Source organism: Streptomyces sp. NBC_00341 (genome assembly GCF_041435055.1).
Lineage (GTDB): Bacteria > Actinomycetota > Actinomycetes > Streptomycetales > Streptomycetaceae > Streptomyces.
In genome coordinates, this window is record NZ_CP108002.1 from 4,159,603 (window position 1) to 4,179,122 (window position 19,520).

Annotated in this window: 17 protein-coding genes; 6 read left to right on the top strand and 11 right to left on the bottom strand. The window is 72.2% G+C overall.

The window, feature by feature from the left end:
• Nucleotides 1-4: 4 nt before the first annotated feature.
• Both OG892_RS18740 and OG892_RS18745 read right to left on the bottom strand, forming a co-directional pair.
• Nucleotides 5-1,216, bottom strand: a complete 1,212-nt coding sequence (locus OG892_RS18740) for a S8 family peptidase (protein ID WP_371629756.1) — start codon at nt 1,214-1,216, stop codon at nt 5-7.
• A gap of 335 nt (nt 1,217-1,551) precedes the next feature.
• The gene (locus OG892_RS18745; protein WP_371629757.1) at nt 1,552-4,635 is read right to left on the bottom strand and encodes an FG-GAP repeat domain-containing protein; all 3,084 of its coding nucleotides are present in this window, start codon (nt 4,633-4,635) and stop codon (nt 1,552-1,554) included.
• A gap of 293 nt (nt 4,636-4,928) precedes the next feature.
• Between OG892_RS18745 and OG892_RS18750 the strand changes: the two genes are divergently transcribed.
• The 3 genes from OG892_RS18750 (at nt 4,929) to OG892_RS18760 (ending at nt 9,258) form a co-directional block, all read left to right on the top strand.
• On the top strand, nt 4,929-6,047 hold the full coding sequence (locus OG892_RS18750) for an NADH:flavin oxidoreductase (RefSeq protein WP_371629758.1): 1,119 nt from the start codon (nt 4,929-4,931) through the stop codon (nt 6,045-6,047).
• A 153-nt stretch (nt 6,048-6,200) separates the two neighbouring features.
• Entirely contained in the window at nt 6,201-7,754 is a 1,554-nt protein-coding gene (locus tag OG892_RS18755; protein WP_073733741.1) for a hypothetical protein, read from the top strand.
• A gap of 175 nt (nt 7,755-7,929) precedes the next feature.
• Nucleotides 7,930-9,258 (top strand): ammonium transporter, encoded by a 1,329-nt coding sequence (locus OG892_RS18760; protein ID WP_073733447.1) that lies wholly within the window; start codon nt 7,930-7,932, stop codon nt 9,256-9,258.
• On the opposite strand, the gene OG892_RS18765 is transcribed toward OG892_RS18760, so the two are convergent.
• From OG892_RS18765 to OG892_RS18795, 7 genes are all read right to left on the bottom strand, one after another.
• Nucleotides 9,230-9,463, bottom strand: a complete 234-nt coding sequence (locus OG892_RS18765) for a helix-turn-helix transcriptional regulator (RefSeq protein WP_073733446.1) — start codon at nt 9,461-9,463, stop codon at nt 9,230-9,232. The genes OG892_RS18760 and OG892_RS18765 overlap by 29 nt on opposite strands.
• Nucleotides 9,463-10,047, bottom strand: a complete 585-nt coding sequence (locus tag OG892_RS18770) for a DUF2975 domain-containing protein (RefSeq protein WP_073733445.1) — start codon at nt 10,045-10,047, stop codon at nt 9,463-9,465. The genes OG892_RS18765 and OG892_RS18770 overlap by 1 nt, the downstream gene beginning before the upstream one ends.
• A gap of 106 nt (nt 10,048-10,153) precedes the next feature.
• Nucleotides 10,154-10,813: a response regulator transcription factor gene (locus OG892_RS18775; protein ID WP_073733444.1), complete on the bottom strand. Its 660-nt coding sequence runs from the start codon at nt 10,811-10,813 to the stop codon at nt 10,154-10,156.
• Between the two features lie 37 nt (nt 10,814-10,850).
• Nucleotides 10,851-12,035 carry a sensor histidine kinase gene (locus OG892_RS18780; RefSeq protein WP_371629759.1) on the bottom strand — a complete coding sequence of 395 codons (1,185 nt, stop codon included), beginning with the start codon at nt 12,033-12,035 and terminating at the stop codon, nt 10,851-10,853.
• A 5-nt stretch (nt 12,036-12,040) separates the two neighbouring features.
• Nucleotides 12,041-14,248: an MMPL family transporter gene (locus tag OG892_RS18785; RefSeq protein WP_371629760.1), complete on the bottom strand. Its 2,208-nt coding sequence runs from the start codon at nt 14,246-14,248 to the stop codon at nt 12,041-12,043.
• Nucleotides 14,249-14,378: 130 nt separating this feature from the next.
• The gene (locus OG892_RS18790; RefSeq protein WP_371629761.1) at nt 14,379-14,996 is read right to left on the bottom strand and encodes a GNAT family N-acetyltransferase; all 618 of its coding nucleotides are present in this window, start codon (nt 14,994-14,996) and stop codon (nt 14,379-14,381) included.
• 85 nt (nt 14,997-15,081) lie between these two features.
• Nucleotides 15,082-15,822 (bottom strand): peptidoglycan recognition protein, encoded by a 741-nt coding sequence (locus OG892_RS18795; RefSeq protein WP_327337788.1) that lies wholly within the window; start codon nt 15,820-15,822, stop codon nt 15,082-15,084.
• 244 nt (nt 15,823-16,066) lie between these two features.
• Here OG892_RS18795 and crcB (OG892_RS18800) point away from each other — a divergent pair, with 244 nt between their 5' ends.
• Genes crcB (OG892_RS18800) through crcB (OG892_RS18810) form a run of 3 tightly spaced genes read left to right on the top strand, consistent with a single transcriptional unit; the run spans nt 16,067 to nt 17,201 of the window.
• On the top strand, nt 16,067-16,483 hold the full coding sequence (gene crcB, locus OG892_RS18800) for a fluoride efflux transporter CrcB (protein ID WP_073733439.1): 417 nt from the start codon (nt 16,067-16,069) through the stop codon (nt 16,481-16,483).
• The gene (locus OG892_RS18805; RefSeq protein ID WP_073733438.1) at nt 16,480-16,830 is read left to right on the top strand and encodes a DUF190 domain-containing protein; all 351 of its coding nucleotides are present in this window, start codon (nt 16,480-16,482) and stop codon (nt 16,828-16,830) included. Before crcB (OG892_RS18800) ends, OG892_RS18805 begins: the two co-directional genes overlap by 4 nt.
• Nucleotides 16,827-17,201, top strand: coding sequence for a fluoride efflux transporter CrcB (gene crcB, locus OG892_RS18810; RefSeq protein ID WP_371629762.1), 375 nt, complete (start codon nt 16,827-16,829; stop codon nt 17,199-17,201). Before OG892_RS18805 ends, crcB (OG892_RS18810) begins: the two co-directional genes overlap by 4 nt.
• A 68-nt stretch (nt 17,202-17,269) precedes the next feature.
• Here crcB (OG892_RS18810) and OG892_RS18815 read toward each other — a convergent pair whose 3' ends face one another.
• On the bottom strand, nt 17,270-17,581 hold the full coding sequence (locus OG892_RS18815) for an SCO5918 family protein (RefSeq protein WP_024492023.1): 312 nt from the start codon (nt 17,579-17,581) through the stop codon (nt 17,270-17,272).
• 51 nt (nt 17,582-17,632) lie between these two features.
• On the bottom strand, nt 17,633-19,207 hold the full coding sequence (locus OG892_RS18820; RefSeq protein ID WP_328866406.1) for a DEAD/DEAH box helicase: 1,575 nt from the start codon (nt 19,205-19,207) through the stop codon (nt 17,633-17,635).
• Nucleotides 19,208-19,520 lie beyond the last annotated feature (313 nt).

The following is a 19,520-nucleotide window of genomic DNA, read 5'->3' on the forward strand; positions in this document are numbered from 1 at the left end:
GTCGTTACGGGACGAGCTTGAGCAGCTTGTTCGGGGAGCCGGATCCGACGCCTGTCAGGACGCCCGAGGTCGCGCCGTTCACGAGTGCAGAGGCCACGGCCGCCGGGGAGGCGCCGGGGTGGTTCGTCAGGTAGACCGCTGCCGCACCGGAGACGTGCGGCGCGGCGAAGGACGTGCCGTCACCGGTGTAGGTGGCGGTGTCCGAGCTGTTCCAGCCGGCCGTGATGCCGGAGCCCGGCGCGAAGATGTCGACCGTCGAGCCGTAGTTCGAGTAGCTCGCGCGGGCGTCGGTCCGGGTCGTCGCACCGACGGTGATCGCGGTGGCGACCCGGGCGGGGGAGTAATTGGCGGCCGGTGCACCGGAATTGCCCGCCGCGATGGAGTACGTGACCCCGGACGCGATGGACTTGTGCACCGCGTCGTCCAGCGTGGTGCTGGCACCGCCGCCCAGCGACACGTTCGCGACGGACGAGGCGACGTGGTTGGCGGTGATCCAGTCGACCCCGGCGATGACCCCGGCGGTGGTACCGGAGCCGTCGTTGCCGAGGACGCGCACGGCGACGATCTTCGCCTTCTTCGCCACCCCGTAGGTGCTCCCCGCGACGGTCGTGGCCACATGGGTGCCGTGCCCGTAACCGTCCTGCGCGGTGGTGTCGTTGTCGACGAAGTCGTAGCCGTACGAGGCCCGGCCGCTGATCTCCTGGTGGGTGATGCGCACCCCGGTGTCCAGGACGTAGACGGTCGTGCCGCCGCCCGCCGAGTCCGGGTAGGTGTACGTGCCGCTCAGCGGCAGGTTCGGCTGGTCGATGCGGTCCAGGCCCCAGGGGGCGTTGCTCTGGGTGGCGGTGGCGTGGACCTTCTGGTCCTGCTCGACCGAGGCGACGGCCGGGTCGGCGGCCAGCCGCCTGGCCTCGGTGCCGCTGAGAGCCGCGGCGTAGCCGTTCAGCGCCGATGAGTAGGTGCGCTCGATCCGGCCGCCGTAGCCGGCTATGAGCTGTTTTCCGGCGGTCGCGGACGCCTTGAGCCCGGCCGACTGCTTCAGCGTGACGATGTAGCTTCCGGGGACCGCCTCCGCCGACCCGGCGTGCAGGACTCTGCCCTCCGGCGCGGCCGCCTGGGCGGGTAAGGCCGCACCGACCGCGGCTGCCAGTGCCACGGTCGTCGTCGTGGCGATCAACGCGGCGATCCGCCGCCGGGTGTTGCGCAGTGCTGCCATCGTGAGGTCCTCCTCGAACGGTGGCGCGAGGGGGTCCACGCGCCACGGGATGCGGTGTACGGGGTTCGTACGCCGCAACCGACGATGGCGGGGAGGATTCGGGCCGGGCAAGCGATCCCGGCATGCTGGCATGGCCTCGTCACATCGTTGACGTTGCGTCAACTCGCCGCAACACAAAGCAATGCGGCCGTCTCGCGAAGTGCACGTTCGGCCGCCCTCCCGAGCCCACCGGGTCCCGGCCGCGCACACGCCCGCGGCCCCGGGTGCCGTCAGCTGCCGTGCAGCGGCTTCTGCAGGGCCCGGGTGACAGCCGCTCCCGTCTCACGGGTGGGGGGTCAGTAAAGACCCTGGTAGGCGCTCCAGCCGCTGGTGCCGATGGTCACATGGGCGGCGAGGGTGCCGGCGGCGGTGGTGCTGTGGCGGTACAGCAGGCCCTTGCCGTCCCTGGCCAGGATGTCGGGGCGGCCGTCACCGTTGATGTCGCCCACGCCGACCAGCGTGGTGTAGGAGCCGCCCCAGCCGGAGGCGATCCGCACCCGCGCGGTGACGGCACCGGCGGCCTTGCCGTAATAGCGCCACAGGCCACCGGACTTGTCGAGGGCGATCAGATCGCCCCTGCCGTCGCCGTTGAGGTCACCGGCTCCGACGATCTTCGTGTACAGCTTCCAGTCCGTTCCGACCCGGACCTTGGCCGCCAGCCGGTGGGTGGCCGTACCCGCGTAGAAGTAGATGTCCCCGGTGCTCTTCTGGCGCGCGTACATGTCGGTGAACCCGTCGCCGTTCACGTCCCCCGGCGAGACGAGGACGTCGTACTGCGCCCAGCCCGAGCCGATGACCGTGTACTGGGACGACGCGGTCAGGATCTTGCCGCAGCCCGGCTGGTAGACGCGCAACTCGTTGCCCAGGCGCACCAGCACGTCGTCGCAGCCGTCGCCGTTGATGTCCCCGAACGGCACGAGCAGCGCGGTGACCGGGAACTTGGCGCCCGTGGCCGACTCCCTGGCCCGCAGGCCACCGGTGCCGGTGCCCCGGTACGAGTAGACGAGCCCGGCGGAGTTCAGGGCCAGCAGGTCACCGACGCCGTCGTCCCCGGACAGGTCCCGCCACACGTCCGCGCCGCCGACGAGCCGCACCGTGCCGGTGACGGTCAGCGCGGCGCCCGCGCCGTCCTGCGGGGTGAGGGCGAGCGACCAGTCGTAGCGCCCGTTCGGGAGGAAGGCGCCGCCGGTCCGGGACGGGTCGAGGCCGTGCCAGCCGACATGGAGCGCGCCGCGCGCCGCGCCGCCCTTGACCGTGTCCACGACCTTGCCCGTGATCTTGCTGCGCACGGTGAGCGTCCACGCGGCGGTGGGCTTCGACAGGGTCACGTCCGTGAGCGTGCCCGCAGTGGCGGCCGCGGCGGTCGCCGTCACGGACGGGGCGCTGCGGGCCCGGCTCAGCAGCCGCAGCGGCTGCGCGGACGCTCCCGAGGGCACCAGGTGCACCCGCTCCTGGGCGTCCACGAACGCGGCGTTGCCACCGGCCTTGTCCACGGTCCAGCGGACATCGCGCTGCGAGACCCCGGTGTCGGGCATCGCCCCGATGTCACGGCCCGCCGGAGCACCGCCGGTGAGCGTGGTCATCGTCAGCCGGCCCGCCGGCTTGTCGTGGGTGACCACGAAGCCGTCGCCGAGGGCCGCCTCGCCGGACGGCACCGGCAGCGACTTCTTCGCCGTACGGTCGTACACCCCGGCCTTGCCGCCGGGCCCGCAGTTCCAGTACAGCCAGCGGCCGACCGCCTGCAGTTCGGCGGGGACGCAGCCCGCGTCCGTGGCGAGGGCGGCCGTGGCCTTGCCCGTCCCCAGGTCGTATCCGGCCACGCTGCCCGGAGTCGTTCCCGCGGTCAGCAGCACGTCGTCCCAGAGGGCGGCCGCGCCCTTCGGGCGGGTCACGGGGTTGCCGTAGTCGTCCAGCCGGTACACGTAGTTCTGGGCGGCGGTCGCGTAGATCACGTACCTGCCGGAGACATCGGTGATCCGGCCGCCGGCGGGCACGGAGCGCTCGTAGAATTGGCCCGCCCCCCGGACCCGGAGCCGGTCGTAGCCGGACGCGCCCTCCCGCTCCAGCCAGGCGATCCGGCCGTCGGCGGTGCCCTGGATCGCGGAGCAACCGGCGTCCTGGACCGGGCAGCCGGCGATCAGTACGTCATCGTTCGTGAACGCGGAACGGTCGCCGAACGCCGGGGTGCCGGTGGCGGAGACCGTCCGCAGGTAGTCGTCGCGCCGGCCGCTGCCGGCGTCGGTCACCACGAGCCTGCCCTGTTCCAGGGAGAGCCCCTGAACCGGGACGATCGGCTTGGGCAGCGGCTTGACCATGGTGGCGACGGGCCTGCCGTCCGCGCCGGGAGCCAGCCGCTGGATGCCCCAGTCGTCGGCGCCCGTACGGCCCACCACCACCGGACCGCCACCGGCCGCAGAGGAGACGCCGTGGTCCGACGAGGGGAACACGGTGACGGTCGGGCCGCCGGTCAGCGGCTGGGCCAGGACGGCGAAGCCGCCGCTGGGGCGGTGGACCAGCCAGTCACCGACGACGGACAGGTCGTCGGCGGGGTTCACACCGCCGCCGTCCAGGGTCAGTTCGGTGGGGGTGGCCGACAGGTCGGAGCGGGACAGCACCAGCACCTTCGGGCTGCTGGGGAAGAACAGGACGATGTGGTCCCTGTCCATTCTCGCCAGGTTCTTCGCCACCGGAACCGGACCGGTCCAGCTCCGCACCCGCCCGGTCTCCCGGTCGACGGCCACCATCCGGTCCGTGCCGTCCCACTCGGCGAGGAAGAGCAGACCGTCGGCGTCCCCCGCGCGGGGCGTCGCCAGTCGCAGACCGTCGGGCAGGCCGGAGACCGTCACATCGCGCGTGGTGCCGTCCGGATTCGGGGTGAGCAGGTGGATGATCCGCGTGGACCGGCCGTCGTCCAGCGTGCCGGCCCGGAAACTGACGACCGTGGTGCCGAAGACGCCGAGCAGCTGTTGCCCTTCGGGCAGTTGGACCGTGTGCGTGGAGCCGTCGGTCGCGTCCCACAGGTCGATCCGGCTGCCCTTGACCTGGGCCAGGACATCGCTGCCCGTCCCCCGGTTGCTCGCGCCGTCAGGGGCGGCGGGCACCGGGGTGGAGCTGCCGTCCGCGTACCGGGTCCAGACCAGGCCGGTATGTCCCTCCAGACTGTGGAAGACCCCCTGGGCCCCCGCCCCGTCCGTCCCCGACTGCGTGTCGGCGTAGAACAGCGACGCGGACTCGTAAGCGGTACGCAGCGTGGCCGGCACCACGGTCTCCTGCGGGGTGTCCGCCGCCGAGGCAGACGGCAGCGCCGAGAGCGTCACCGCCGACAGGGCCATCGACACGGCGACCGCGACCCGCAGCCCGGCTCCCCTGCGAGAACGCACGGAAGAAGCACGCACGGAAGTCGGACGTATGAAAGAAGCGCGCGCGGAAGAAGCGCGCGCGAAGACACGAAGACTCATCGGAAAGACCCTCCCCAGGACCCACGGGGAGACGCCCATCGCCGTATGTGCCGGACCGGCCCCCCAGCCGATACGTCCCCCCAGAGACCGCTGATCGTACTCCCACCGGCCCTCGCGGGAGATCTTGGCCACATCGGGCCGAGGGCGGGGATGCGGGGGCCGCGCGCGGCTGTTGGCGAAGGGGAGACACCCTCCGCTTACGAACAGGACACAACGTGACAGACGTGACCGCCGACCGTGCAGCAGACACCCTCTCCCGCCCGTTCTCCGTGCGCGGGCTCAGCTCCCGCAACCGGATCGCCATGGCGCCGATGACCAGGCAGTTCTCCCCCGGCGGCGTCCCGGGTGAGGATGTGGCGGACTACTACGCGCGGCGGGCCGCCGGCGGTGTCGGGCTGATCGTCACCGAGGGCACCTACATCGACCACAGCTCGGCGGGCACCAGTGACCAGGTCCCCCGGTTCCACGGCGAGGACGCCCTCGCGGGCTGGGCCCGGGTCGCGGACGCCGTGCACCGGGAGGGCGGCGCGGTCATCCCGCAGCTGTGGCACGTGGGCGTCACCCGCACCGAGGGCGCCCCGCCGGTCGCGGACGCCGAGCCGGTCGGGCCCTCGGGGATCTCGCTGACCGGTGAGCCCAAGGGCCGCGCCATGACGCAGCAGGACCTCGACGACGTCATCGCCGCGTTCGCGCGGGCGGCCGCCGACGCCGAGCGGCTCGGCTTCGACGGCATCGAACTGCACGGCGCGCACGGCTACTTGATTGACCAGTTCCTGTGGTCCGGCAGCAACCGCCGCACCGACGTCTACGGCGGCGGCCTCGTCGCACGGACCCGCTTCGCGGCGGAGATCGTGGCGGCCTGCCGCGCCGCCGTGTCCGACGCCTTCCCGATCGTCTTCCGCATGTCCCAGTGGAAGGCGGACGCCTACGAGGCGAAGCTCGCGCAGACGCCCGCGGAACTGGATGCCCTGCTCGCGCCGTTGACCGAGGCCGGGGTCGACGTCTTCCACGCCTCCACCCGCCGCTACTGGCTGCCGGAGTTCGAGGGCTCCGACCTGAACCTCGCCGGATGGGTGAAGAAGATCAGCGGCAGGCCGACGCTCACGGTCGGCTCGGTCGGCCTGGACGGCGACTTCTTCGGCGCCTTCCAGGGCAGCAGCCCCACGGTCACCGGCATCGGGCAGCTGCTGGAGCGGATGGAGCGCGACGAGTTCGACATGGTCGCCGTCGGCCGGGGGCTGATCGGGGACCCCGAGTGGGCCGCGAAGACCCTCTCCGGCCGCACCGGTGAGATCACGCCGTTCGACGCGGCGATGCTGCGCACCCTGCACTGACCGACGGCCGACACCCCGCCCGGGACAGCCCTTAGGGTGGTCCGGGTGGGTGTCAGCGGGGAAGTGCGAGCGGGTACGGGTGACGTCGGTGAGCGGCTGCGGGCGGACCCGGGCGGTGAACCGGCCGTCCCGCCCTGGTGGCGGCGCCATCTCGTGCCGCTCGTCGCGGTCGCCGTCGTGGTGCCGCTGTACGTGTGGTGGGCGGCCGTCCTGGCCACCGGAGGCGGCGATCTGGCCGCGCAGCTCGCCTGGTCGGGGTTCACCGCCCGGCACCCGGGCTCCGCTTACAACCTCTCCTGGTACGGCGGGATCCACACCGCCGGGTACAGCGTCTTCTCCTCGTACCTGATGGCCTTCCTCGGGGTCCGCACGGTCTCGGTGGCCGCGGGGATCGCCGGATCGTGGATCGTCGCCCTGCTGTTCGTCCGCACCGGGGTGCGCCGGCCGCTCGCACCGGCGGTACTCGCCTCGCTGGCCCTGTGGTGCAACGTCGCCTCCGGGCGTACGACGTTCGCGCTGGGCGTCGCGCTCGGGCTCGTCGCCTGCCTGTACGCGCACCGCACCGTGATCCCGCTCGCGGCCGGGGCGCTGGCGACGATGGCCAGTCCGGTGGCGGGGCTGTTCCTCGTGGTCGCGGGGGCGGCGTACCTCCTGGACCGGCAGTGGCGCAAGGGCGTCGTCCTGATCGTGCCGTTCTTCGTCGTCGTGGGCGCGGTCGCGCTGCTCTTCCCGGGCGAGGGCGAACAGCCCATGAACCGCGGCCGGCTGTGGATGCCGCTCATCATCTGCGCCGCGCTGGCCCTCGCGGCGCCGCCGGGCCGCCGGTGGCGTGTCCCGCGCTACGGCGCCGTGGTGTACGCGGTCGGCGTCGTCCTGGTCTTCCTCGTCGCCTCCCCGATCGGGACGAACGTGGAACGGCTCCTCGGTCTCGTCGCCGTCCCGGTCCTCCTGGCGGCGCTCCTGGAGCTCGTCCGGGAGCGGAACTGGACGCGTACGGTCGTGATCGCCGTGGCCCTCGCCCTCTCCGCCAACTGGCTGGCCGACAAGACCGTGGACGACCTCCGGGTCTCCAACGAGGTGCCCGCCTGGGCGGCCCGCACGGACGGCGTCGTCGACGAACTGCGCCGGCTCGGCGCCGACCGGACCCGGGTCGAGGTCGTCCCCGCCCGCAACCACCGCGAGGCGACCGTGCTGGCCCGCCACGTGAACATGGCACGCGGCTGGAACCGGCAGCTCGACGTGGAGCGCGGGCGCCTCTTCTACGACGGGACGCTGTCCCCGGCCACCTACCGTGCCTGGCTGGACCGCTGGGCCGTGGGGTACGTCGTGCTGCACCACGGGAAGCCCGACGGCCCCGCGGAGGCGGAGGCGGCCCTGGTACGCGGCGGACTGCCCTGGCTGCGACGGGTGTGGCGGGACGACGGCTGGACCGTCTACCGGGTGCGCGACGCCGTCCCCCTGGTGCCGGCACCGGCCTCCGTGGTGAGCGGCGGCGAGGCCGATCTGGTGGTCCGGGTACCGGAGTCGGGCTCGCTGACCGTACGGCTCGCGTACTCGCCGTGGCTGCGGGCCCGCGAGGTCGGCGGGCACGGCGCGGGCGGCTGCCTGCGGCGGAACGGTGACTGGACGGAGCTCACCGTACCCAGGGGCGGCACCTACCGGCTGGACTCCGTCTACGGCCTTTCACGGGCCCGCGGCGGCTGCTGAGCCCGTTCCCCCGCCGTACCCGGGGTGGTGAGATTTCGGCAACCACCCCGCAATGAAATATCGCGGAAACCTCCGGGTCCTCGTTACGAAACGCGCGCCGGTCACGCTCTCCGACAGCCTCTCTGTCGCCCGACCGTCGACCGAACCGCACGCCGTACCGAGGAAGGACCTCCGAGTGACCCCCGTGACTCTGGCCGCGGCAGGCCTCGACACAGGCGACACCGCCTGGCTGCTGGCCGCCACCGCGCTCGTTCTCCTGATGACTCCGGGCCTGGCGCTGTTCTACGGCGGCATGGTCCGCACGAAGAGCGTCCTGAACATGCTGATGATGAGCTTCGTGTCGATCGCGCTGGTCACGGTCGTCTGGCTGCTCGCGGGCTACTCGCTGGCATTCGACGGCGACGCGTTCGGCGGCCTGGTCGGCGGCCTCGGCCACCTGGGCATGGCGGGCATCGGCCCCGGCACGCTCACCGGCAGCGTCCCCACCCTGCTGTTCACCACCTTCCAGCTGACGTTCGCGATCGTCACGGCCGCCCTGATCAGCGGCGCGATCGCGGACCGTACGCGGTTCGCCGCCTGGCTGGTCTTCGTACCGGTGTGGACGCTGCTCGTATACGCTCCCGTCGCCCACTGGGTGTGGGGCCCCGGCGGCTGGATCAAGGACTCGCTGGGCGCGCTGGACTTCGCGGGCGGGCTGGTGGTGGAGATCGCGTCGGGGGCGTCCGGGCTGGCGCTGGCCCTGGTGGTCGGCCCGCGCATCGGGTTCAAGAAGGACGCGATGCGCCCGCACAACCTGCCCATGGTGATGCTCGGCGCCGGACTGCTCTGGTTCGGCTGGCTCGGCTTCAACGGCGGCTCCGCCCTGGGCGCCAACGGACTGGCGGCGGCCTCGATGCTCAACACGCTCGTCGCCGGCTGCACCGGACTGCTCGGCTGGCTCTTCGTCGAGCAGAAGCGCGACGGCCACCCCACCACCTTCGGTGCGGCCTCCGGCGCGGTCGCCGGGCTGGTGGCGATCACCCCCGCCTGCGGCACGGTCGGCATCGTCGGCGGCGCGGCGGTCGGGCTCACGGCCGGGGTCGTCTGCTCGTACGCCGTCGGGTGGAAGTTCCGTCTGGACTACGACGATTCGCTGGACGTGGTCGGCGTGCACTTCGTCGGCGGCATCATCGGCACCCTGCTCATCGGCCTGTTCGCGACCACCACCATGACCGGCGGACCGGAGGGGCTGTTCTACGGGGGCGGCGCGGCCCAGCTCGGCCGACAGTCCCTCGCCGTCCTCGCCGTGGCGGCGTACACCTTCCTCATGACGTACGGGATCGGCAAGGCGGTCGACCGGCTGATGGGCCTGCGGGCCTCGGCGGAGGAGGAGCTCACCGGCCTCGACCAGACGCTGCACGCCGAGAGCGCCTACGACCACGGCGCCCTCGGCCACGGCGCGGCGCTCGCCACCGACGCCCGGCCGGCGACAGGCCCTAAGCCCGCTCGGCGGGCTCGTGAGTGATCAGGTCCCCCGGCTGGCAGCCGAGGATCTCGCAGATCCTCGACAGGGTGGAGAAGCGGATGGCCTTGGCCCGCCCGTTCTTGAGCACGGACAGGTTGACGACGGTGATCCCCACCTGTGCGGACAGTTCGGTCAGCGTCATACCGCGCTCGACCAGCAGCCGGTCCAGATGGATGCGGATCGAGTGGATTTCGTCCTCGGGCATCAGACGGTCCCTTCGAGGTCCTCCCGCATGCGCACACCTTCGCGCATGATCTTCCCAAGGATCACACCCGCGAGACCGGCGAGCACGAGAACCATCGGTCCGGAGACCTCGGGACCGGAGCCCACCACCGGCGCCATGGACCCCACGAGCCACGACTGCGACCACCCGACGACGAGCCCGGCGACCGGAGTACCCACGGCGACGACCCAGCCGAGAACGGTGAGCTGCCGGGCCACCGGCTCGGTGAACGGTCCCTTCTTCAGCACGGCCGTCAGCAGCCGGGAGAAGAGCAGCAGCGCGATCGCACCGAAGAGCAGCCAGGGCAGCTCGCCCCCGAGATCCGCCGCGCGCTGGCCCACGGAGGGGCTGTCCTGGCAGAGACGGGTGAGGCTGCTCGTCGCCTCCACGCCCTTCGCGACCGGCAGCCCCGGCGCCAGCCGGGCGTTGGCCCAGAAGCCCGTCTCCACGCAGACCGCTCCGTCGTCGAGCATGTGCGAGGCGCCGATGCCGAGGAAGGCAAGGCCGCTGAGCACGGAGAGCCCGAAGGTCACCGAGGCCAGCATGCTCGTGAGTCGACTGTTCATCGCATCCCCCATCCATCGAATATCGATATGCTCACCTTAGGGGAGCATATCGATAAACGACAAGCGCACGGCCGGACGGGAGCCCGGCCGGACGCGGCGGGGAACGTTAACGGCGTTGCAGCAGACCGCCGTTCATCGCGACGACGACGGCACGCGTACGGTCGTTGACGTCGAGCTTGGCGAAGATCCGCAGCAGGTGGGTCTTGACCGTGGCCTCACCGATGAACAGCCGCCGGCCGATCTCCCCGTTGGACAGTCCGTCCGCGACCGCGTCCAGCACCTCGGCCTCGCGGGCGGTCAGCGTGACGGGCACCGGCCGGCGCATCCTGGCCACCAGCCGCTGGGCGACCCGGGGGGCCAGCACCGTCTCGCCCCGGGAGGCCGCGTGGATGGCGTCGACGAGCTGTTCGCGGGTGGCGTCCTTGAGCAGGTAGCCGGTGGCGCCCGCCTCCACACCGCGCTCGATGTCCGCGTCGGTCTCGTACGTGGTCAGGATCAGTACGCGGGTGGACGTGGGGCCCGCGAGGATCTCCGTGGTGGCGCCCACCCCGTCCAGGACCGGCATCCGCAGGTCGAGCAGGGCCACGTCCGGCCGGAGCCGCTCGACGAGCCGGACGGCCTCCCGGCCGTCGCCCGCCTCACCGACGATCTCGACGGTCGGCTCGGAGCCCAGCAGGGCGACCAGACCGGCGCGCATCACGGTGTGGTCGTCGGCCAGGATGATGCGCAGCGGGGCGGCGGCGGCTGTCGAGGGGTCTGATGTCATGTCACACCTGGGGCCTGTCGTTCAGAGGGATCGTGGCTCAGCGGGATCGTGGCTCAAGCGGGATCGTGGCGAGGATGCGGGTGCCGTCACCGACCGAGCTGGTGACGGTGAGGCCGCCGCCGAACTCCGCGAGGCGCCGTCGCATGCCGTCCAGTCCGAAGCCGTGGGAGTCCTCGACGACGAACCCACGTCCGTCGTCGGTGATCTCCAGTTCCGCGCATTCGGGCTGCCGGGCCAGGACGACGCCCACGGTGGAGGCGGCGGCGTGCTTGCGTATGTTGGCCAGCGACTCCTGGGTGCACCGCAGCAGCGCGATCCGGGTCGGCTGGTCGCACTCGATGTCGGCCAGCTCCGCCGTGACCGCGAGGCCGGTGTCCTCGGTGAAGCGGTCCAGGGTGCGGCGGAGCGTCGTGGCGACGGAACCGGCCGCCACCCCGCTGCTGGGGGCGGCGCCGACCAGGACCCGGGCCTCCGCCAGGTTCTCCCGGGCCGTCTGCTCGATGGACTGGAGCTGCTGGGCGCTGCGGTCCACGTCCACCGCCAGCTGGGACCTGGCCGCCTCCGCCAGCACGATGATGGAGGCGAAGCCCTGGGCGAGGGTGTCGTGGATCTCCCGGGCGAGGCGTTCGCGTTCCTCCGCGGCGCCCTGGCGCTGGTACACCTCGGCCAGTTCGACCTGGGTTCTCTTCAACTCCGCCCGCAGCGCGGCCCGTTCGTCACGCTGGGCCAGCGCCCGCGGAGTCAGGACCGCCATCACGACGGCGACGGCCCAGACACCGAGGGAGGAGACCGTGTTGGTGAGGAACACCTCGCCCTGCCCGCCCTCCCGCAGGCTGCCGCCGACCGTGATCGCCACGGCGCCGAGCCCCGTGAGGAGGATCGCGCCCCTCGGGCTGTCCGCGAAGACGATGAACTGCGTGAGCATCACGGTGTAGAACACCCCGAAGCCGTCCCCGAGGTACGAGACGCCACCCAGCACCACGGTCAGCACGCCCAGATATCCGTACGGACCGAGCACCGGGTTGCCGGGGCGCAGCCGCACCAGCGTGTAGCAGAGGGCGAGCACGGTCATCAGCGCGAGCAGCCCGAGCTTCCGTCCCGGGGGCGTGCCCCCCAGCAGGGTGATCAGGGTGACCAGGGCGGCCAGCGCCCAGGACAGCGCCTCCCACCCGTGGAGCACCCAGATCCAGACCGGATCGCCGCGCTGCGGCCGTTGAAGCATGGCGGTCAGCGTACGGGGAGCACGGGCGGTGCGGCCGGGGCCGTGTTCTTCGTACGTGAAGGGCGCAGCGGGCGCCAGGCGCGGTCGCCCAGGAGCAGCAGCACGGAGGGCAGGATCATCATCCGGATGATGACGGCGTCCAGCAGGACCGCCACCGCGAGGCAGAAGCCCATCTGCTTCATCTCGGTGAGGTGCAGGAAGACGAAGGCCGCGAACACCGTGACCATGACCAGCGCCGCGCTCGTGACCACCTTCGCGGACCGTTCGATGCCGTCGAGCACCGCCTCGCGGGCCGTCATCCCGTGGTCCATGGCCTCCTTGATCCGGCTGACGACGAAGACCTGGTAGTCCATCGACAGGCCGAAGAGGATCACGGAGAGGAAGAGCGGAACCCGGGAGGCGATCGCGCCGAGGGAGTCGAAGTCCAGCAGGCGCTCGGCCCAGGTGCCCTGGAAGACCAGGACGAGCGCGCCGAGGGCGGCCGCCGCGGAGAGCAGGTTCAGTACGACGCCGATCAGGCCGATGACCGCGGAGCGGAAGGCCACCGCCGTCATCACGAAGGTCAGCAGCAGCAGGAAGCCGATGACGAGCGGCAGCTTGTTCCGCTCGTGGTGCACGTAGTCCTGTCCGCGGGCCACGTCACCGCTCACGGCCGTTTCCACGCCCGGCAGTTGACCCACGGTGGACGGGATGTACTGGTCCCGCAGGTGTTCCAGCGACGCGATCGCCCCGTCGGCGGGCGCCGGGTGCGGCACCTGGAGTTCGAGCACGCTGATCCGGCCGTCGTCCGAGGTGCGCAGCACCGGTTCGGCGTTGTGCGCGAAGAGCGGGTCCGCCTGGGCCCGCCGCCCGAGCTCCAGCAGCGCCTTCCTGACCTCGGGTGCCTTGTCCGGGGCGGAGCGGGTCACCACCTCGTGCTTGACCAGGAGTTCGGGGAACTCGGCGGTGATCCGGTCGTAGACCCGCATGGCGGGGATGTCGCGGGAGAATGTGTCCTTGCCCGGGTCGATGAGCTTGAGCCCGAGCGCGGGCGCCGCGACGGCGAGCATGACCAGCACGGACACGCACAGGGTGATCGCCGGGTGGCGCCGGGCGGGGCGCATGAGGGCGCCGAACACCCGGCCGTTCTCGGGCTTCGCGCGCTTCGTCACGGCGGCTGCGCCGCGCTCGGCGCGCCGGGCGGCCTTCTTGGCGGCACGCCGTTCCGCGCGGTGGCCGAGCTTCACGAGCAGGGCGGGCAGCACGGTGAGCGAGCTGATCACGGCGACGGCGACGACCAGGATGGTGCCGGTCGCCAGCGAGGAGAAGATGACGTCGGTGGCGAGGTACAGGGTGGCGGTGGAGACGATCACGGCCAGGCCGGAGACCACGATGGCGCGGCCCGCCGTCGCCGCCGCGAGCTCCACCAGCGCCTCGGGGCTCAGCCGGCCCTGCGCGCGGGCCCGTTCCTCGCGTTCGCGCTTGAGGTAGAAGAGCGTGTAGTCGACGCCGACCGCGAGTCCGATGAGCAGGATCATGTTGGTGCCGACGCCGGGGTCGGGCATCAGGTGCGAGGCCAGCATGGCCAGGCCCATCGTGGCCGCGATCGAGGAGAGCGCCAGCAGCAGCGGCACGCCCGCCATGACGACGGAGCCGAACACGATCAGCAGGATGACGAGCGTGACCGGCAGGGTGAGGCGTTCGGAGAGCGAGAGGTCCTTGCCGCGCTGGTCGTTGACGCCCTGCGAGATGGCGGGTGACCCGGACTCCTCCACGACCAGCCCCGGATGGGCGGCGGCCGCCTTCTCGGTGGCGTCGAGGAGCGGGGCGACGTTCTTCTTGGCGTCGAGCTCTGCGCCCTTCATCACCACGGTCACCCGGAGCGCCGCGCCGTCCTTCGAGCGGACCGGCGGCGCGACCTCTGCCACCTCGGGGAGCGCGGTCATCCGGGCGGTGACGTCGCGGGCGGCTGCGGTGGCCTCCGCGCTGTCCAGGGGGCCGGAGCCGGACCGGATCAGGATGTGCTCGGTGGGTCGGCGCTGGAGTCCGGCGTCGGTGGCCATCGACTCGGCGTGGCCGGCCTCACCGACCCAGAAGTCCTTGGTGGTGGCCGGGTTGTTGCCTGCGGTGATGCCCGCGCCGAGGCACAGCACTACGAAGACGAACCAGCCGACGATCGCTTTCCACGGGTGCCGCGCACTCCAGCGGGCCATGCGTACGGGTCGTATTCTCATGCGGTAAATGCTCGTCCGCGAGGCCCCTCGCCCGGCAGCCCCGGCCGGTGGAACCCGTTGTCCACCGGTCGGTGGACAACGCCCCGGGGGCCTGCCCCCGTACGTCGTCAGAGCCTGCCCCCGTACGCGGTCAGAGCCGGGAGCCGGACCGCTCTTCGAGCCGGGCGCGGAGCCGGGACTTCGCCTCCGGCCATTCGTCGGCGAGCAGCGAGAAGTAGACGGTGTCGCGCCAACTGCCGTCGTGGCGGCGGCGGTGCCTCCGCAGCACCCCTTCGCGCCGGGCGCCGAGGCGCGCAATCGCCGCCTGGGAGCGCTCGTTGAGGTGGTCGGTCTTCAACTGCACGCGCCCCATGCCCAGTTCCTCGAAGGCATGGGTGAACAGGAGCAGCTTGGTCTCGGTGTTGACCGCGGTGCGCCAGTACGCGCGCCCGTACCAGGTGGAGCCGATCTCCAGCCGCTCGTTGGCCACGTCGATGTCCATGTACGTGGTCCAGCCGACGGCCCGGCCGCTCTCGCGGTGGACGACGGCGAACGGGACGTACACGCCCCGCCGTGCGGACGCGAGCAGCGCTGTCAGCTTCTCGCCGAGCTCCTCCCTGGTGCGGGGGGCCGGCCCGCCCTGCCAGCGCCAGACCTCCTCGTCGCCGCCGCCCGCGGCGAAGAGGTCGTCGAGATGGTCCGGGGACAGCGGCTCCACGCGGACGTGGCGGCCGGTCAGGGTGACGGGAAGCGGAGGTGTGGCAGACATGCCGAAACGATAACCCAGTTCGAACTAGCAATAAAATGCATATGCACTAGTGCAATATGTATGCGGGAGGTCGGGCCGACCCCGCTCACCGCCCCTTGCGCAGGGCCGCCGTCGCCGCCCGGATCGCGGGCAGCTCGCCGTACAGCGCCTCGCCCGGACAGCTGGTCTGGTACGCGTCGCGGTGGCCGGATATGACGTTCAGGACGGCGGCCGTGCCCTTCGGGAACCTGCTCGCGTCGTTCGTCGAGACCAGCCGCACCCTGCCGCGCGGATCGACGCCCGGCGCCAGCTTCCACGCGGCCACCTTCGCCAGCGCCCGCACCAGGACCGGGGGCACCGTGGCCCCGCGGCCGTAGTTGCCCAGCACCGCTATGCCCACGCTGTCGGCGTTGAAGCCCGTGGTGTGCGCGCCGCGCACCGAGCGCCGGATGCCGCCCGCCCGGCCCTCGTAGATCGTCCCGCACCGGTCGACGAGGAAGTTGTAGCCGATGTCGTCCCAGCCGTTGCCCTTGATGTGGGACTCCTCCACCGCCCGCAGCATCCGGGGCACATCCGCGCAGTCGTAGTCGTTGGACTCCCCGGTGTGGTGGATGAAGACCGCCCGCACCGGGCCCGTGTAGACCGCGGGCTCCCTGACGATGTGCTCGTCGGCGTGCCAGGCCGTCCGGCTGACGATCGCGGGCTGCGGCACCCGGTAGGGCACCGGGCGCGGCCGCTCGTGGGCGACGGCCGACGTGGGCAGCGCGATCCGCACCGGGGCGTCCCGCAGCACCAGCAGGGTGAGCGGGAGGACCGCGGCGCCCAGCGCGACTCGATTGGGCCACATGGGACCACCCTGCGGTCTCCCGCCGCCTCCCGCAGATGCGGTGGCCGATCGGGTGAACCGCCCGGCACGCCCCCGCGGGTGCCGCGCGATATTCTGGGGGGAGCGGCGCCGGGAACGGCCGCCGCGCGGCGGTGGGGCCCGCCGTACCCGAACCGCGGCCGCGCTCGTGAGCGCGCCGCCAACGGTCCCTACTTGCGAACGAGCGCGCCCGCGTCCGGCGGGCGCCCCGGCAGGTAGGAGAGGTGTGCCCACCAGAACCCTGAACCCGCAGATCCCGGTCGTCGCCGTGGTCGCGCTCGGCGGCGCGACCGGCGCGTGCGCCCGCTACGGGGCGTCGCTCCTGTGGCCCACGGAGGCCGACGGGTTCCCGTGGACGACCCTCGTGGTCAACGTCATCGGCTGCGCGGTGATCGGCGTGTTCATGGTGGTGATCAGCGAGGTCTGGGCGGCCCACCGGCTGGTGCGGCCGTTCTTCGGTACGGGGGTGCTGGGCGGGTTCACCACCTTCTCCACCTACGCCGTGGACATCCAGCGCCTCGTCGACGGCGGCCGGGCCCGCAGCGGACTGGCGTATCTGGGACTGACACTGCTCGCGGCCCTCGCGGCGGTGTGGAGCGCGGTGTGGCTGACCCGCCGCGTGCTGGCGTGGAGGCAGACATGACGACATCGAGGACCGAGCGCGCCCTGCGGCTGACCGTCCTGGTCGGGGAGTCCGACGGCTGGCACCACCGGCCGGTCTACACCGAGATCGTGCACCGGGCGCACGCGGCGGGACTGGCGGGCGCCAGCGTGTTCCGGGGGATCGAGGGGTTCGGCGCCTCCTCGATGATCCACACCCAGCGGCTGCTCTCGCTGAGCGAGGACCTGCCGGTGGCGGTGGTGATCGTGGACGCGGAGGAGAAGGTGCGCGCGTTCCTGCCGCTGATCGAGGAGCTGACCGGCGACAGCCCGGTCGTCCTGGACGCCTGCGAGCTGGTGCGGCGCGGCGAACCGGAGGAGCCCCGGTGAACTGGCTGCTGGTGATCGCCGGCGCGGCGGTCGGCGCCCCGCTGCGGTACCTGACCGACCGGGCGGTGCAGTCCCGGCACGACACCGTCTTCCCCTGGGGGACGTTCACGGTGAACGTCACGGGCTGCCTGGTGCTGGGGCTGCTGACCGGCGCGGTGACGGCGGGCGCCGCGTCCTCGCACGTCCAGCTGCTGCTCGGCACCGGGCTCTGCGGGGCGCTGACCACGTACTCGACCTTCAGCTACGAGACGCTCCGGCTGGCGGAGGACGGCGCGCGGTTCTACGCGGCGGCCAACGTGGTCGCGAGCGTGGTGGCGGGTCTCGGCGCGGTGTTCGTCGGCGTCACGCTCGCGCAGGCGCTCTGGAGCTGACCCCCGGACAGGCCCTGGGCCCGGCTCCCTCTCGGGGGCCGGGCCCAGGCAGTGGTACGGGGGTGGGTTCAGGCGTCCTGTCCCGGGGTCCCCAGCGCGGCCGAGGCGGCCTCCATGGGGCTGAGCTCCACCGGAGCGGAAGGCGCCGGCACCGACCGGCAGGTGAAGCCGAGACGCCCCAGCGCCCTGGTCACCTCTCCGGCCGAGAAGTCGCGGCGGTCCTGCCGGGTGATCACTTCACCCACCTGCTTGACCGGATAGACACGACGGCTGATGATCACCGAATCCCCGGTGACGGGTTCGGGCTTGATGCCCTTCATCGATGCCTCGACCTCATGCTTGAAGAGGTCGAAGGGGAAGCGGGCGATGACGCAGCGCATAGTGCCTCAACGGGGTCGGGGAGCGGAACCGGACGGGAACGCGGGAATCGGTCAGGCGGCACGGTTGCCGGAGGGCCGGCGCTGCGCACCGCCACCCCGCGGCTGGGACGACGACGGGGAACCCGACGCCGAGGACGACGAGGTGCGCCGGGCCTGGGCCGGGCGGCTGCGGCGGCCCCGGGAGGAGGACCCGCCCTTGGGGCGCTCGGAGACCGGCGAGGTGATGACGACGGGCACGCCGGAGGGCGTCTGCGCACCGGTGATCCGGCTGAGCTCGGCCTCGCCGGAGCGGACCTGGGCGATCTGCGGGGTGATCCCGGCGTCGGCCATCAGGCGCGTCATCTCGCGGCGCTGGTTGGGCAGCACCAGCGTGACGACACTGCCGGACTCCCCGGCGCGGGCGGTGCGGCCGCCGCGGTGCAGGTAGTCCTTGTGGTCGCTCGGCGGGTCGACGTTGACGACCAGGTCGAGGTTGTCGACGTGGATGCCCCGGGCCGCGACGTTGGTGGCGACCAGCACCGTGACGTGCCCGGTCTTGAACCGGGTCAGGGTGCGGGTGCGCTGCGGCTGCGACTTGCCGCCGTGCAGCGCCGCCGCCCGGACCCCGCTGTTGAGCAGGTGGTCGGTGAGCTTGTCCACCGCGTGCTTGGTGTCCAGGAACATGATCACGCGGCCGTCGCGGGCGGCGATCTCCGTCGTGGTGGCGTACTTGTCGGCGCCGTGCACGTAGAGCACGTGGTGCTCCATCGTGGTGACCGCGCCGGCGGCCGGGTCGACCGAGTGGACGACCGGGTCGTGCAGGTAGCGGCGCACCAGCAGGTCGACGTTGCGGTCCAGGGTGGCCGAGAACAGCATCCGCTGGCCCCCCGCCTGCACCTGGTCGAGGAGCTCGGTGACCTGCGGCATGAAGCCCATGTCGGCCATCTGGTCGGCCTCGTCCAGAACGGTGATGGAGACCCGGTCCAGCGAGCAGTCGCCGCGCTCGATCAGGTCCTTCAGCCGGCCCGGAGTGGCGACGACGACCTCGGAGCCGCCGCGCAGCGCCGAGGACTGCCGGCCGATCGACATGCCGCCGACGACGGTGGCCATCCGCAGCTTGAGCGAGCGGGCGTACGGGGTCAGCGCGTCGGTGACCTGCTGGGCCAGTTCCCGGGTGGGGACGAGCACCAGGGCGAGCGGGCGCTTGGCTTCGGCGCGACGCCCTTCGATACGGGCCAGCAGGGCCAGGCCGAAGGCGAGCGTCTTGCCGGAGCCGGTGCGGCCCCGGCCCAGCACGTCACGGCCGGCCAGCGAGTTCGGCAGCGTGGCCGCCTGGATCGGGAACGGCACCGTGACGCCCTCGGTGGAGAGCGCCGTCAGCAGCTGCGCGGGCATCTCCAGATCGGCGAAGGCCTCCACGGCGGGCAGCGCCGGGGTGATGGTCGTCGGCAGGGCGAACTCGCCCTGCTTGGCGGCGGGCCTGCGGCCGTAGCCACCGCCGCCACCGGAGCGCTGGGCCGGGGCGCCGAAGCGGCCCTGGCCGCCCTGGCGGCTCGGGGCCTGGGAGCGGAAGCCGCCTCCCGAGCGTGAGCCGCCGGAAGTGCGGGAAAAACGGTCATTGGAGCGAGATGTGCGGTCGCGGTTCATAGGAACCCTCCCTCGATATGGCGCGTATCGAGGAATTCATTGCGCGACGAGCGGCACAAGAATCGCAAGAACGGGCCGTTGGCATACGTGAACGAAGCCCGGCAGCCGGTCTTGAGCCGATACGGGCCCGGCCGAACCGGGTCCGGTGCTTCGCAATGACGGGGAACGAGCGGACCGCTGTGCGGTCCGGCAGGTCGTGTCACGGGGCTCCTGCGGGCCGGTGTTCCGGTCCGGGAGCCATGGCGGATCGTCCGCCGCACGGTGAAGATCGTGGTCCGGGCGCCTGCCCGGCAGCTCGTGGCGGTGGTACACC